At 73.0% G+C, this 12,838-nt stretch carries 14 protein-coding genes; 3 read left to right on the top strand and 11 right to left on the bottom strand.

Annotated elements, in window-relative coordinates:
* Positions 1-191: 191 nt before the first annotated feature.
* Complete coding sequence (locus F6X51_RS14455; protein WP_150964376.1) at positions 192-977, top strand: 3-hydroxybutyrate dehydrogenase; 786 nt, start codon at positions 192-194, stop codon at positions 975-977.
* Between the two features lie 52 nt (positions 978-1,029).
* Here F6X51_RS14455 and F6X51_RS14450 read toward each other — a convergent pair whose 3' ends face one another.
* The 3 genes from F6X51_RS14450 to meaB form a co-directional block, all read right to left on the bottom strand.
* A complete protein-coding gene (locus tag F6X51_RS14450; RefSeq protein WP_150964375.1) occupies positions 1,030-1,374 on the bottom strand; it encodes a CsbD family protein in 345 nt (114 codons plus the stop codon).
* 320 nt (positions 1,375-1,694) lie between these two features.
* Positions 1,695-2,330: a pyroglutamyl-peptidase I family protein gene (locus tag F6X51_RS14445; RefSeq protein ID WP_281407646.1), complete on the bottom strand. Its 636-nt coding sequence runs from the start codon at positions 2,328-2,330 to the stop codon at positions 1,695-1,697.
* Positions 2,327-3,319: a methylmalonyl Co-A mutase-associated GTPase MeaB gene (meaB, locus tag F6X51_RS14440; RefSeq protein ID WP_150964374.1), complete on the bottom strand. Its 993-nt coding sequence runs from the start codon at positions 3,317-3,319 to the stop codon at positions 2,327-2,329. The genes F6X51_RS14445 and meaB overlap by 4 nt, the downstream gene beginning before the upstream one ends.
* A 571-nt stretch (positions 3,320-3,890) precedes the next feature.
* Here meaB and F6X51_RS14435 point away from each other — a divergent pair.
* Positions 3,891-4,934, top strand: coding sequence for an alpha/beta hydrolase (locus tag F6X51_RS14435; protein WP_407658557.1), 1,044 nt, complete (start codon positions 3,891-3,893; stop codon positions 4,932-4,934).
* A gap of 31 nt (positions 4,935-4,965) precedes the next feature.
* On the opposite strand, the gene F6X51_RS14430 is transcribed toward F6X51_RS14435, so the two are convergent.
* A complete protein-coding gene (locus tag F6X51_RS14430) occupies positions 4,966-5,853 on the bottom strand; it encodes a transglutaminase-like domain-containing protein (protein WP_150964373.1) in 888 nt (295 codons plus the stop codon).
* A 190-nt stretch (positions 5,854-6,043) separates the two neighbouring features.
* Here F6X51_RS14430 and F6X51_RS14425 point away from each other — a divergent pair, with 190 nt between their 5' ends.
* A complete protein-coding gene (locus F6X51_RS14425; RefSeq protein WP_150964372.1) occupies positions 6,044-6,385 on the top strand; it encodes a hypothetical protein in 342 nt (113 codons plus the stop codon).
* Positions 6,386-6,389: 4 nt separating this feature from the next.
* Here the strand turns inward: F6X51_RS14425 and F6X51_RS14420 are convergent, their stop codons facing one another.
* The 7 genes from F6X51_RS14420 to mdcA all read right to left on the bottom strand — a co-directional run bounded on the left by F6X51_RS14420 (position 6,390) and on the right by mdcA (position 12,686).
* Positions 6,390-7,310 (bottom strand): acyltransferase domain-containing protein, encoded by a 921-nt coding sequence (locus tag F6X51_RS14420; RefSeq protein WP_150964371.1) that lies wholly within the window; start codon positions 7,308-7,310, stop codon positions 6,390-6,392.
* The gene (mdcB, locus tag F6X51_RS14415) at positions 7,307-8,272 is read right to left on the bottom strand and encodes a triphosphoribosyl-dephospho-CoA synthase MdcB (RefSeq protein ID WP_150964370.1); all 966 of its coding nucleotides are present in this window, start codon (positions 8,270-8,272) and stop codon (positions 7,307-7,309) included. Before mdcB ends, F6X51_RS14420 begins: the two co-directional genes overlap by 4 nt.
* Complete coding sequence (gene mdcG / locus F6X51_RS14410) at positions 8,269-8,967, bottom strand: malonate decarboxylase holo-[acyl-carrier-protein] synthase (protein WP_150964369.1); 699 nt, start codon at positions 8,965-8,967, stop codon at positions 8,269-8,271. Before mdcG ends, mdcB begins: the two co-directional genes overlap by 4 nt.
* Positions 8,960-9,676, bottom strand: coding sequence for a biotin-independent malonate decarboxylase subunit gamma (gene mdcE, locus F6X51_RS14405; RefSeq protein WP_150964368.1), 717 nt, complete (start codon positions 9,674-9,676; stop codon positions 8,960-8,962). Before mdcE ends, mdcG begins: the two co-directional genes overlap by 8 nt.
* Positions 9,663-10,583 carry a biotin-independent malonate decarboxylase subunit beta gene (locus F6X51_RS14400; protein WP_150964367.1) on the bottom strand — a complete coding sequence of 307 codons (921 nt, stop codon included), beginning with the start codon at positions 10,581-10,583 and terminating at the stop codon, positions 9,663-9,665. Before F6X51_RS14400 ends, mdcE begins: the two co-directional genes overlap by 14 nt.
* A 1-nt stretch (position 10,584) precedes the next feature.
* Positions 10,585-10,893, bottom strand: coding sequence for a malonate decarboxylase acyl carrier protein (mdcC, locus tag F6X51_RS14395; protein ID WP_150964366.1), 309 nt, complete (start codon positions 10,891-10,893; stop codon positions 10,585-10,587).
* A 146-nt stretch (positions 10,894-11,039) separates the two neighbouring features.
* A complete protein-coding gene (gene mdcA / locus F6X51_RS14390; protein ID WP_150964365.1) occupies positions 11,040-12,686 on the bottom strand; it encodes a malonate decarboxylase subunit alpha in 1,647 nt (548 codons plus the stop codon).
* Positions 12,687-12,838: the final 152 nt, after the last annotated feature.

Below are 12,838 nucleotides of genomic sequence, written 5' to 3'. Positions count from 1 at the left end.
GGACCGGCGTGTCAACGGCGCCGGGGCGCGGCGACCGATCGAGCGGCGTGCCGGGAGCGGGCGACAGGTTCGTGCGAGCGTCACCCCGCGGGGCCGCCCGGACGGGTGACCGCGCCGCATGCCTCCCGCTACAACACCGGACCGACGCCGCCATCGCCTCGCGCCGGGGCCGCCAAGCAGTGAGGACACCCATGATCCTGAAATCCAAGGCCGCCGTGATCACCGGCTCCACGAGCGGAATCGGCCTCGCCATCGCCAAGGCGCTGGCCCGCGAGGGGGCCGACATCCTGCTCAACGGCTTCGGCAAGCCCGACGAGATCGAGGCGATCCGGTCCGGCATCGAGGCGGAGTGCGGCGTGAGGGCGCTTTATTCCGGCGCCGACATGACGAAGCCGTCCGAGATCGCCGCCATGATGGAGGAAGCCGAAGGTGCCTTCGGGCGGATCGACGTCGTCGTCAACAACGCGGGCATCCAGTTTGTCTCGCCCGTCGAGGAATTCCCGCCGGAGAAGTGGGACGCCATCATCGCCATCAACCTGTCCTCCGCCTTCCACACCGTGCATGCGGCGGTGCCGGGCATGAAGGCGCGGGGCTTCGGGCGCATCGTCAACGTGGCCTCGGCCCACTCCCTCGTGGCCTCGCCGTTCAAGTCCGCCTATGTGGCGGCCAAGCACGGCATCGCGGGCTTCACGAAATCGGTGGCCCTCGAACTCGCCACCCACGGCATCACGGCGAACTGCATCTCGCCGGGCTATGTCTGGACGCCCCTCGTCGAGAGCCAGATCCCCGACACCATGAAGGCGCGGGGGCTGACGAAGGAGCAGGTGATCGAGGATGTGCTCCTCAAGGCGCAGCCGACGAAGGAATTCGTCACCGTCGATCAGGTCGCGGCGATCGCGGTGTTCCTGTGCTCGCCGGCTGCGACCCAGATGACGGGCGCCAACCTCTCGGTCGACGGCGGCTGGACCGCGCAGTAGCGCGGCCCGCCCTCCGGCCGCGGCGGCCGGAGGGCGAGAGTTCCGGCGCGGCTCAGCGGCGCCCGTGCAGGAGCAGGGCGAGGCCGTAGCCGACCGCGCCCGCGATGAGCAGCGCGACGAGGGGGTTCTCCTCGACGCGCGAGCCGACGGCGCGGCTGCCGTCGCGCAGGTAGGCGCTGCCGCGGTCATAGGCGTCGCCGGCATAGTCGGCGGCATCGTCGGCGACGTTGCGCAGGGTGTCCTTGGCCTGGCCGTAGGCGTCCTGGGCCTTGCCCTGCGCCTCGCGGAACCGGCCCTCGACGGATTCGCGGGACGATCCGACGAAGTCGCCCGCGGCGCCCTGAACCTTGCCGCCGAGTTCCTTGGCGGTGCCGGCGATGCGATCCGTATCAACCATGGTGGTCTCCTCTCTCGGTCTCCGTGCGGCTGCGCGGGGAGCACGGCCGCCGGTATCCGTCGGTCACCAAACGCCCGAAGGGGCGTTTGTGCACCGCCACGGCGCAGTTTTTCCTGAAGCCGGGCCCGTTGGGGTACGGGCGCGTCCCGTCGCGTGGACCGGGGCGGATCCCTCAGGGTTTCTCCCCGGCATTCCGGGTCGAGGCGACCGTCGCGGCCGGACCAGCTCCCACGCAGCGGACCACACGAAGGCGGTACCCTGTCCGCCGCTGCCGCCGTGCCGGGCGCCCGCCTCTGCAGCCTCCGACGCGGCCTGACCGGTCAGTGGCCGCCCCGGCCCCGCCGCGCGAGCATAGCGGCGATGCCGGTCAACGCCCGCAGGAGGCGCTCGGAATCGGTCGCGGCCCGTCCCTGCGCCGGCCGCCGGACCCGGGCATGAGGCGGCGCGCGGGGCGGGATGTGCAGGAACAGGACCGGGCACGCCTCGGCCAGCGCCCGGTAATAGCTCGCATTGCAGAGGTAGCGCCCGGCATCCCGCGAGGCCGCCGCCGGAACCCCGTGGCGGCGCAGGACGGCGCGGGCCGCCGCCGCCACGCTGCTGCGCCGTTCCGCCGGGCCGTCCGCATCGAGGGTCAGGCGCGCGGGCCGCGTGCCGGAGGCGTCGGGGAACAGGCGGCTCGCCCGGTTGCGGCCTCGCATCTCGACCCGCAGCCGCTGGGCGCTGGCGGCGACGCCGAACATCAGCACCGCCACCGGCCGCTCGGCCAGGGCGGGCACGAAGGTCTCGGGGATCGCGTCGTAGCGGGTGCGCAGCTCCAGCACCCGCGGCGGCTGCCCCAGCGCCAGTCTCAGGCGGGGGAGCGTGCCGAGGCGGCGGGCGAGCGCCGCGCTCGGGTTCACCGGCATGCGCGGAAAGGGACCGAACCCGGTGATCAGGAGGGGACCGTGTCCCGTCACAGGCCGATCAGCGTCGCGATGGTCTCCGCGCCGGCGGCCGGCGAATGCGCGCCGCCCGCGACCGCGGCCTCCGCCTCGGCCGTCGCCTTGCGCACCTCGGGGGAGCCGACGAGGCGCTGGTGCAGGCGCTCGTGCACGAGGGCCCACATCCACTTCACGTCCTGCGCGCGGCGGCGCTTGGCGATCTCTCCCGTGGCGGTCAGCTTCTCGCGGTGGTCGACGACCTTCTGCCACATCGCGTCGAGGCGCTTGTTGTTGAGCCCCGAGATCGTCACCACGGGCGGCGTCCAGGTGGCCGAGGGCGGCGTCAGGATATGCAGCGCCGCCCGGTATTCCGAGGCGGCGGCGTTCGCCCGGCGCTCACCCTCGCCCTCGTCGGCCTTGTTGACCGCGATCATGTCGGCGAGTTCGAGGATGCCCTTTTTGATGCCCTGCAGCTCGTCGCCCGCCCCCGGCAGCATCAGGACGAGGAAGAAGTCGGTGAGGTCGGCCACCGCCGTCTCAGACTGGCCGACGCCGACCGTCTCGACGAGGATCACGTCGAAGCCCGCCGCCTCGCAGAGCAGCATGGTCTCGCGGGTCTTGGCGGCGACGCCCCCGAGGGTGCCGGAGGAGGGCGAGGGCCGGATGAAGGCGTTGGGGTCGACGGCGAGGCGCGCCATCCGGGTCTTGTCGCCGAGGATGGAGCCGCCGGTCCGCGACGAGGAGGGGTCGACGGCGAGCACCGCGACCTTGTGGCCGGCCTCCGTGAGGTTCGCCCCGAGGGCGTCGATCGTCGTGGACTTGCCCACCCCGGGCACGCCGGTGATGCCGACCCGGATCGCGCCGCCCGTCTGGGGCAGCACCGCGTCGATCAGGTCGCGCGCCGCCGTCCGGTGATCCGCGCGCTTCGATTCCGCCAGCGTGATCGCGCGTGCGAGGGCGGCGCGGTTGCCGGCCAGCAGGCGTTCGCGGAGCGTGTCGAGGTCGAGTGCGGGAGGAACGGCCATGCGCCCTTCATGCCGGGAGCGCGGCCGTTCGTCGAGGGGAGGCGCGCATTTGAAACGAAGGCGGTATTGCCCTCTAAAAACGGCATCGTCTCAGCCGAAGGCGGACGCCGCGAGAGTTGCAGTCTCGCGCTGTCCTGTTCAGACGATGGATGACGCGATCCCTAGATCAGCGCCACCGTGATGGTCAGAGACCACGCGCTGGCGTTTTTCGTCACCGTGATGGTGATGATCGCAAACCCGATCACATGGCTCACCCCCTCTCCGATCCGCCCACTCGAATGGCGGCGTCGGGCCAACTCGCCGCAAGCCCGCCTGCAAGCGGGCCGTCGCGATCGGAAGAGGTGTCGCCTGACGATCGAGGATCATGCGGTGGCCTGTGCGTGGCCGCAAGCAACCCTGGGGTGAGCCGCCCACCCTGTGCCGCGGGCGCAACAGCCCGGGGCCCGCCCGCAATTCTCAGGCGGCACCGCCACGCCCGTGCCCTGTCATGGCCAAGATTGTCAGCCAGGGGCTAGGGATGACCGGACCGGGCGCATCGGCGTCCGGCCATCCGTGCGGGACCGACACCATCATGATGCGCCAGACAGATCGGCCCACCCGACGCACCTTCGTCCGCCTCGGCGCCCTGATGGGCGTGGCGGGCCTCGCGCCGAGCCTCGGGGCCTGCGTGGCGGACGGCCTCGTCACCGGCGCGGTGGTGACGCCCGAGCGCCAATCGGCCCTCGACGTGATGCCGGTCCTGCTCGTCGCCACGACCCGCAAGCCCGTCGGCAGCCCGCCGAAGCCCCCGTATTTCAGCTCCGAGCGCGGCCGTGGCCTGAGCTTCGCCGAGGTGCGCCTGTCGCCCCCGGATCGCTCGCTCCTCGGCAAGGTCTCGGCCGTCGTCACCGGCGACTGGACCATCGGCACGGTGCCCAAGGTCGAGACCGGCGGGTCGGCGGCGGGGGCCTTCGCGCAGGCGGCGCTCGGGCGCGACGTGCTGATCTACGTCCACGGCTACCGCGAATCGTTCGAGTCGGCGGCCGTGAGCGCGGCGCGCCTGTCCGACGGCATCCGCTTCCGCGGCGTCTCGGGCCTGTTCACCTGGCCCTCGGCGGCGGCGACGTTCGATTACGGCTACGACCGCGAGAGCGCCCTCTGGTCCCGCGACGCCTTCGAGGACCTGATCAAGGCCCTCGCCAACTCGCCGAGCGGCGGGCGCATCAACATCGTGGCCCATTCCATGGGCACGCTGCTGACGCTCGAGACCCTGCGCATGGTGCGGGCGGAGGCCGGCGAGGCCGCGATGGCGCGCATCGGCGCCGTGGTGCTCGCCGCCCCGGATATCGACATCGACCTGTTCACCAAGGGCGTCGAGCGGCTCGGGCCCGACGTCAACAAGATCACGGTGATCTCCTCGACGAACGACCGCGCCCTCGAATTGTCGAGCACCATCGCGGGCGGCATCGTCCGGGCGGGCGCGGCCGACCGGGAGCGCCTGGAGGCCCTCGGCGTCCGGGTCGCCGACGCCTCCGATTACGGCGGCGGCCTGATCAACCACGACCTGTTCCTCTCGAACCCCGAGGTCCAGGGCGTGGTCAAGCGCGCGATCGCGCGGGGCGGCGGCGGCGCCTGAGGCGCCCGCCGGCCCCTCTGCGCGATCGGCCTCAGGCCGTTCGCGTCGTCATGGTCTGCGGCGGCTGGACCTCGCCGGGCAGCGCGTCCGGCGCCTCCTCGATCGCTGCGAGCGCCGCGACCTCGTCGGCCCAGACCCGGAAGCCCACGAGGGAGTTCGGCCCGAAGGTGTGGGTGAGCGGCACGTCGGCGGCGTCGCGCCCGAAGGCCACCATCACGCGCCCGATCCGCGGCTTGTTGTTGCGCGGGTCGAAGACGTGCCAGCGCCCGCCGAGGAACACCTCCATCCAGGCCGCGAAATCCCCCGCCGCGTGCGGCTCGGGCTCGCCGATGAAGCTGATGTAGCCGGTGCAGTAGCGCGTCGGCACGTTGAGGGCCCGGCAGAAGGCGACGGCGAGGTGGGCGAAGTCACGGCAGACGCCGCGGCCGCCCGCGTAGGTGTCCATCGCGGTCCGGTCCCGGTGCGAGAACTCGTACCCGAAGGTGACGTGCGCGTGCACGAAGTCGCAGACCGCCCGCACCCGCGGCCAGCCCGGCGCCAGATGCCCGAACAGCCGCCACGCCTCGTTCGAGAGGAGGTCCGATTCGCAGTAGCGGCTCGGCAGCAGGTAGATCAGCGATTCGGCGGGCAGCGCCTCGATCGCGTGCTGCTCGGCCTCCGGCTCGGCCGGATCGGGCGCTCCCCCGTCCCGGATCACCACGTCGGTCCCGATCGTGAAGTTGCCCGCCGGCGCGACGAGGCGGCCGCAGACATTGCCGAAGCTGTCGCGGTAAAGCTCGACCGGGACCGGCGGCACCGTCGTCAGCGCGTCCTCCGCCTCCAGGGCCGGAACACGCGACGGATGCACGTTGAGCATGACGATCATCGGCGTCGGGTAGGGAAAGGCATAGCTCAGTTCGCACCCGAGCCTGATCCGCATGGGCTGTGCTTCCTTCGATGAGGGGTGAGAGGGGCAGCCGTGCCCGCGCGGGTTCGTGCAAGGAATTTGCCGGTTGCGCCGACGGGGAGACGGCGCGCGCGTGAGCGATATAGGGCGGCGCGCGAGGGTTGGCGGGCCGTGCGTTCACCCCTACAGGGTCTGCGCGACAAACGCAGAGGGATTTCGACCGATGTTCACCCTTGAGATCGACGGCACGGCGGTGGCGGTCATCAACGGGACCGAGGAGGTCGCGCGCGACCTCTTCACCTGCGACGGCTTCAAGGAGGATATCCAGGCGATGACGAGCGAGGGCCGCCCGCTCTGGAACGGCACCTCGGAGCTGAAGATCCGCCCGGCCACCGAGGACGAGGTCGAGATCTTCGAGGATGCGCTGGCCGAGGATGATTCGGAGGCGGATTTCGAGTCCGACCCGCGCCACGCCGAAGCCGGCGACGCAGAGGCCGACGAGGACGAGGCCGACATCGTCTTCCTGCTCGACATCGACGAGGACGACGACACCCTCGATTCCTGAGCCCTCAGGCTTCGCCGAGCCAGTCCGTCACCCCCGCGACCGAGCGGAAATCCTCGATCGCGTGGACCCTGGCGTCGGGGAGCGCCGCCCGCGCCATGGTCGCGAGGGCATGCCCCGGCCCGAGTTCGAGGACGGCATCGGCGCCGTCCTCCCGCGCCGCCTCCAGGCAGGCGGCCCAGTCGATCCGTCGCGAGATCTGCAGGGCGAGCTTCTCGACGCCCGCCTCCGCATCGAAGACCGGCGCGCCGTCGAGGCCGCTGAGAAGGCGTGCTCCCCCGCGGGGACGCAGCGTCGGCGCCTCCGCGAGGCTGGCCCGGAACCGCTCGGTGGCCTCCGCGAGGAGCGGCGTGTGCGAGGGCGTGTGCACCGGCAGCAGCACCGCGCGCTGGGCCCCGGCCGCCAGGGCCTCCGCGCAGAGGCCCTCGAGGATGGCCCTCTCGCCGCCCACCACGACGCTGTCGGGCGCGTTCAGGATGGCGAGGTGGCAGCCTCGCGCGCGCGCCATCGCGTCGATCCGGGAGACAGCCAGTCCGCGGATGCCCGCGAGCCCGTGGCCGGGGGCGGCGGCCGCATCCATCGCCTCGGCCCGCGCCGCGGCGAGGCGCAGAACCGTCTCGGGGGCGAACCGGCCGGCGCAGCCCCAGGCGGCGAGGTCCCCGATGCTGTAGCCCGCCACCACGACGCGGGCGGGGCGCGCGCGCTGCACGATCGTCCAGGCCGCCAGCCCCGCGACGCAGACGAGGATCTGCCCCGTCCGGTTCTCGTGCAGACGCGGACCGCCGGTGTGGGCGACCGCGCGCGGATCCGCGCCGAGGAGGGGCCCGGCCGCCGCGAAGATCGGCTGCGCCTCCGGATGATCGGCCGTGAGGTCGAACATGCCCGCGTGCTGGCCGCCCTGGCCGGAGAGCAGCACCGCGAGCGTCACCGGGCCTCTCCCCCGGCCGCATCGCCTTCGGCCGCATCGACGAACAGCGTCATGGCCAGGAGATCCGCCGCCCCGCCGGGGCTCAGGTTCCGATCGACGAAGCGCCGGTGCAGGGCTTCGGCCCGCGCCCGCCAATCCGCCCGGGCGACGCCGCCCTCGGCGATGAAGCGGGCGGCCTCCGTCCGGGCGAAGGCGTAGCCCTCCGGCCCGCCCCGGTGCAGGAGGTTCGTGTCCTCGAGATGCGCGATCAGGGCGAGGCAGGCCTCGACCCGCGCCGCCTCCGGATCCTGCGGGCGCAGCCGCCGCCCGCGCCGGAGCGCCGGCAGACCGACGCCGTAGAGGGTCGGGAAGCCCGCGGCGGCTTCCGCCGGCGCCCCCCCGACCCCGTGCCGCCGGCGCGCCCGAGCGCCGGGCGCGTGCAGCAGCACCGGCCCGTCGAGGATGCCCTCGGCGTAACGGGACCGGACCAGGGCCCCGAGGGGGCCGCCCGCGAAGGCCGTCTCGCAGCCATCCCGGTTCCGGTTCCGGTCGATTTCGAGGATGCGGCCGCGCGTGGGCTGCGGGGCGCGGTCGGTTCGGGCCGGGGGCCCCGGCCGCGTCGCCCCGGCCGCCGCGCAGAGGAGCCCGAGGCCGAAGATGGCGCCGCGGTGGGTGTTCACGCCCCCGGTCGCCGTGCGCATGGCGGCCTCGGCGGCGATGCCGATGCGGCGCAGCGCCGGCATCGGCTCGCCCGCCGCGCCCGCCCGGGCGAGGTCGGCGAAGGCGGGTTCGAGGGCCGCCGCGCTCGCCCGGAAGGTGTCCGCATCCATGTCCGCGTGGCTGCCGCTGTCCACGTGCGAGACGAGGCCGGGCTTCGGATAGGTCTCGAGCTCGCCGTGCAGGCAGGCGACGGCGAGGCGGGCGATCGCTTCGGGAAGGCCGGTCTCGGCGGGGGCCCGCCACGCGACCGCGAGGGCGCTCACGCGGCCTCTCCCGTTGCCTCTCCCGCGCACCTCCCCGTGAACAGGTCGCGCGCCGCGCAGAGGACGAGCCCGTCGCGGTGCTTGGCCAGCACGTCGTCGTCCGGGGCGGCCGCGTGAAGCTCGCGCCAGTTTACGCCGCGCCCGTCGGGCAGGAGGATCTCGCCGTCGAGGCGCATCGGCGCATCGGCGTCGAGGGCCGCGAGCGCGTCGAGGAAGCGGGGATCGATCGGAGGGGCCACGGGCCAGAGCAGGTCGAGGTCGGAGCGGCCGGAGAGGTAGGCGAGGCCGGTGAGGTGCTGCCAGAGCAGGCTGCCGAACAGGAGCGGCGCGCGGTCGTGGCGGCGGCCGAGGGCGTCGAGGGCCGTGAGGGTCGGGTGCCAGGCCGGGGGCGCCGCGTCGAGGGCCTGTGCCACGGTGACGGGCGGGCGCGGCCGCACTGCCTCGGCGGGCAGGGTGAGGCCGATCCGGCGCTTGCCGTCCGCGGGCGGCAGGGGCAACCCGACCGGGATGCCGTCGCGCGCCTCGCCTGGGTTCCATCGCCGCAGGATGACCGGCCAGCCCCCCCGCGCCCAATCCGCAACCCGCGGCACGCCTGCAAGATCGGGCCGCGCCGCGAGGGCGGCGGCCCAGGCGCCGGGCTCCGGGTCGAGGAGGTCGTGGCGCCGGTGGCACCCTGGCCGGGCGGGCTCAGCCAAGGGCGGCTTCCCGCACCACCTGGGCGGCGATCTCCTGCGCCACCGGCCGGCCGGCCCGCTCGCGCCCGAGGGCGTCGCGGGTATCGCCCGCCGGCATCGCGTCGATCACGGCCGCGATCTGCGGCGCCAGCGGCCGGGCCGGGTCGAGCACGCCCTGCACGGCCCCCGTCTGCACCATGTTGTCGAGGCCCGGCGCGAAGACCGGCGTGTCCTTCGCCATGGCTTCCAGCTTGTCGAGGGGCAGCTTGGTGACGCGGGCGACCGAGGGCAGGTCCATCACGCTCGGATGCGCGCCCGGAAGCCCCACGAGGACGCGGGTGGCGAGCGCCGTCGCGATGAAGGCGCCGGCCGCGGTGTGGCCGTAGACGAGGCCGACCGTCGGATGGCCGCTCGCATCGGCCAGGAGCAGGGTCTTGGCGAGATGCGCCAGGTACTCGTTCAGGCCGAGCAGCTCGTCGCGCCGGCTCATGCGCTGGCTGTCGGAATCGACCGCCACCAGGATCGGCGTGCCGCCGCCGGCCCGCACCACGTCGAGAACGAGGCGGCTGAGGCGGGCGGCCCCCTCGATGCCGAGGGGCGTGTTGCCGTCGACGCCGACCACCGCGAGGCGTGCGCCGCGGAACGGGCCGTCGCCGCTCACGAGCCCGTCCGCGACCGAGACCGCGTGGCCGTCGGGGAAGAGCGAGGTCAGGATCTCAGCGAGCGTCATGCGTGGTCTCCCCGATCTGGGCCAGCAGGGCGTCGAACTCCGCCGTGGTCATGGCCGGGATCGCGGCCGGGTCGTTCGCCCCGAGCCGGGCCCAGATCTCCGTGCCGTCGCGGCAATCGCCGAAGCGCGCGATGCGCTCTTCGAGGCGCGCCTGCTCGGCCTCGAGCGTCGCGAGGTCGAAGGCCGGCGCGGTGTCGATCAGCCGGAGCGCCGCCGTCCGGAAGGCCGCCACCGTGTCGTCCGCGAAGGCGTCGGCGCCGCCGGTGAGGCGCCGGTGCTTGCCCCCCATGGTGCGCCAGACGAGGGCCCGGTCGCGGGAATCGAATTCCTCCGCGCCCTTGTTGGTCTCGATCACCTCCGGGCCCGAGACGCTGATGCGCCCGCCCTCTGAGACCGCGAGCCGCGAGCAGGTGCCGGCGATGAGGCCGCCGCCGCCATAGGCCCCGGCCCGCCCGCCGATGAGGCCGATCACCGGCACGCCCGCCGCGCGCACCTGCGTGATCGCCCGCATCACCTCGGCGATGGCGGTCTCGCCCGCGTTGGCCTCCTGCAGGCGCACGCCGCCGGTGTCGAACAGGATCAGGAGCGCGGCGGGCTTCTGGTCGAGGGCCGCGCGCAGGAGGCCCACGAGCTTGGCGCCGTGGACTTCCCCGAAGGCGCCGCCCATGAAGCGGCCCTCCTGCGCGGCCACGAGCACGGCCTGCCCGTCGAGCCGGCCGGCACCGACGATCATGCCGTCGTCGAAGGCGCGGGGCAGGTCGAACAGGGGCAGGTGCGGGCTCATCCGGCGCTGCTCGGGGCCGATGAACTCGCGGAAGCTCCCGGGGTCGAGGAGGCCGTCGAGGCGCGCGCGGGCGCTCGCCTCGTACCAGCTCGTCGTGGCGGGATCGGTGATCCGGTCGCTCACGTCAGACCTCCATCAGCCGGGCGCCCTGGAGGAGGCGCAGGGACACGGTGTCGGGACGGGCACCCCCGTCGTTGATGGTGATGCGGATGCCGCCGGGCTGGGCGCGGGCCACGAAATCGGCCACCACCGCTTCCCAGACGTCGCCGTAGCCGTTGATCGGCGTCTCGATCTCGACCGTGCAGGCATCGGGCGGCAGCGCGCGCTCGAGCAGCACTTCGAGGTTGCCGGAGGCCACCACGCCGGTGATCGCCTGGGCCTTCGCGCCGGCAAGCGGCTTCTTCGTGGCGTGCCGGAAGGTCAGCTTTTCCATCGCTCAAGACTCCTGGGGGCCGGACCGCGCGGAGGCGCCGCGACGGACCTCCCATCCGTTCGGGAGAGGGACCCGCGTCCGGTCCGGCGTGCCGCGGGACGCGCCGGCCGCGGGGCGCGCGCGCCGCGGGACGAGCGGGGCGGACATCACCAGTTCCGGAACTTCGCCGGCGGCTCGTAGAGGCCGCCGGACCAGTGCACGAGGTCCTTGATCGACTTTGCCGCGAGCAGCGAGCGGTCGGCGTCGAGGGGCTCGATGCCGAGATCCTCCGGCCGGCGCACGATGCCCCGCGCGCGCAGGCGCTCCACCATGGCGCGGTCGCGCCCGCGCCCGACCTCGGTATAGCCCGCCACGCCCCGGATCGCCTGCTCGCGCTCGTCGGCGTCGCGGCATAGGAGGAGGTTCGCGATGCCCTCTTCCGTGACGATGTGGGTCACGTCGTCGGCGTAGACCATCACGGGGGCGAGTTCGAGCTTGAGCTTGCGCGCGAGTTCGAGGGCGTCGAGCTTCTCCACGAATGTCGGGACCAGCTTCTCGCCGAAGGTCTCGACGATCTGCACCACGAGCTTGCGCCCGCGCATCAGGGCCGGGTCGCCGGTGACCAGGGCCTCGCGGCCCGCCTTCATCCAGGTGTCGGAGGGGTGGCGGCGCCCGTGCGGGTCCGAGCCCATGTTGGGCGCGCCGCCGAAGCCCGCCACCCGCGACTGGGTGACGGTCGAGGAATGACCCGACAGGTCGATCTGGAGAGTCGAGCCGATGAAGAGGTCGCAGGCGTAGAGCCCGGCCGTCTGGCAGAAGGCGCGGTTCGAGCGCAGGGAGCCGTCCGCCCCCGTGAAGAAGACGTCCGGCCGCTCGCGGATGTAGCGGTCCATGCCGACTTCCGAGCCGAAGCAATGGACCTGGCTGACCCAGCCCGACTCGATCGCCGGGATCAGGGTCGGGTGCGGGTTCAGCGCCCAGTGCGTCGCGATCTTCCCCTTCAGCCCGAGCCGCTCGGCGTAGGTCGGCAGCAGCAATTCGATCGCCGCGGTGCCGAAGCCGATGCCGTGGTTGAGGCGGCGGATGCCGTACTCGGCGTAGATCCCCTTGATCGCCATCATGGCCATCAGGATCTGCGTCTCGGTCATCGCGGCCGGGTCGCGGGTGAAGAGCGGCTCCACGTAGAAGGGCTTGTCGGCCTCGACCACGAAGTCGATCCGGTCGCCCGGGATGTCGACCCGGGGCACCCGGTCGACGATCTCGTTGACCTGCGCCACCACGACGCCGTTCTTGAAGGCGGTGGCCTCCACCACGGTCGGCGTGTCCTCGGTGTTCGGCCCCGTATAGAGGTTGCCCTCCCGGTCGGCCGAGACGCCCGCGATCAGCGCCACGTTCGGCGTCAGGTCGATGAAGTAGCGGGCGAACAGCTCCAGGTAGGTGTGCACGGCGCCGAGCGCGATCTGGCCGCCGTAGAGCATCCGGGCGATGCGGGCCCCCTGCGGGCCCGAATACGAGTAGTCGAGCCGCTTCGCGATGCCCTGCTCGAAGATGTCGAGATGCTCGGGCAGGACGATGCCCGACTGCACCATGTGCAGGTCGTGCACCCGGGCCGGGTCGCACTGGCTCAAGCCCCGCGCGAGGCAATCGGCCTGCTTCTGGTTGTCGCCCTCGAGGCAGACCCGGTCGCCTGGGCGCAGGATCGCCTCCAGCAGGTCGACCACCGAGGCGGCCGCCACGACCTTGCCCGCCGCATGCGCCCGGCCCGCCTCGATCCGCGCATCGCGGGCTGCCCGTTCCCGACGCCAGCCGCTCATCCGCTCCGCTCCCTGCTCGCGTCGCCGTCCGTATACGGGATGCGCCGGTCAAGGGCATGCCGCATCCAGAGCGCGCGTTCAATCCCCCTTTTGTATCCTGTATTGCGCATAAGTCAACTCTGTGTATTCTGAGCGCAATAAAAAACGAATCG

Source organism: Methylobacterium planeticum (assembly GCF_008806345.1).
GTDB lineage: Bacteria > Pseudomonadota > Alphaproteobacteria > Rhizobiales > Beijerinckiaceae > Methylobacterium > Methylobacterium planeticum.
The sequence above is the reverse complement of the archived record's forward strand: the minus strand, read 5'-3'. Positions and strand labels throughout refer to the sequence as shown.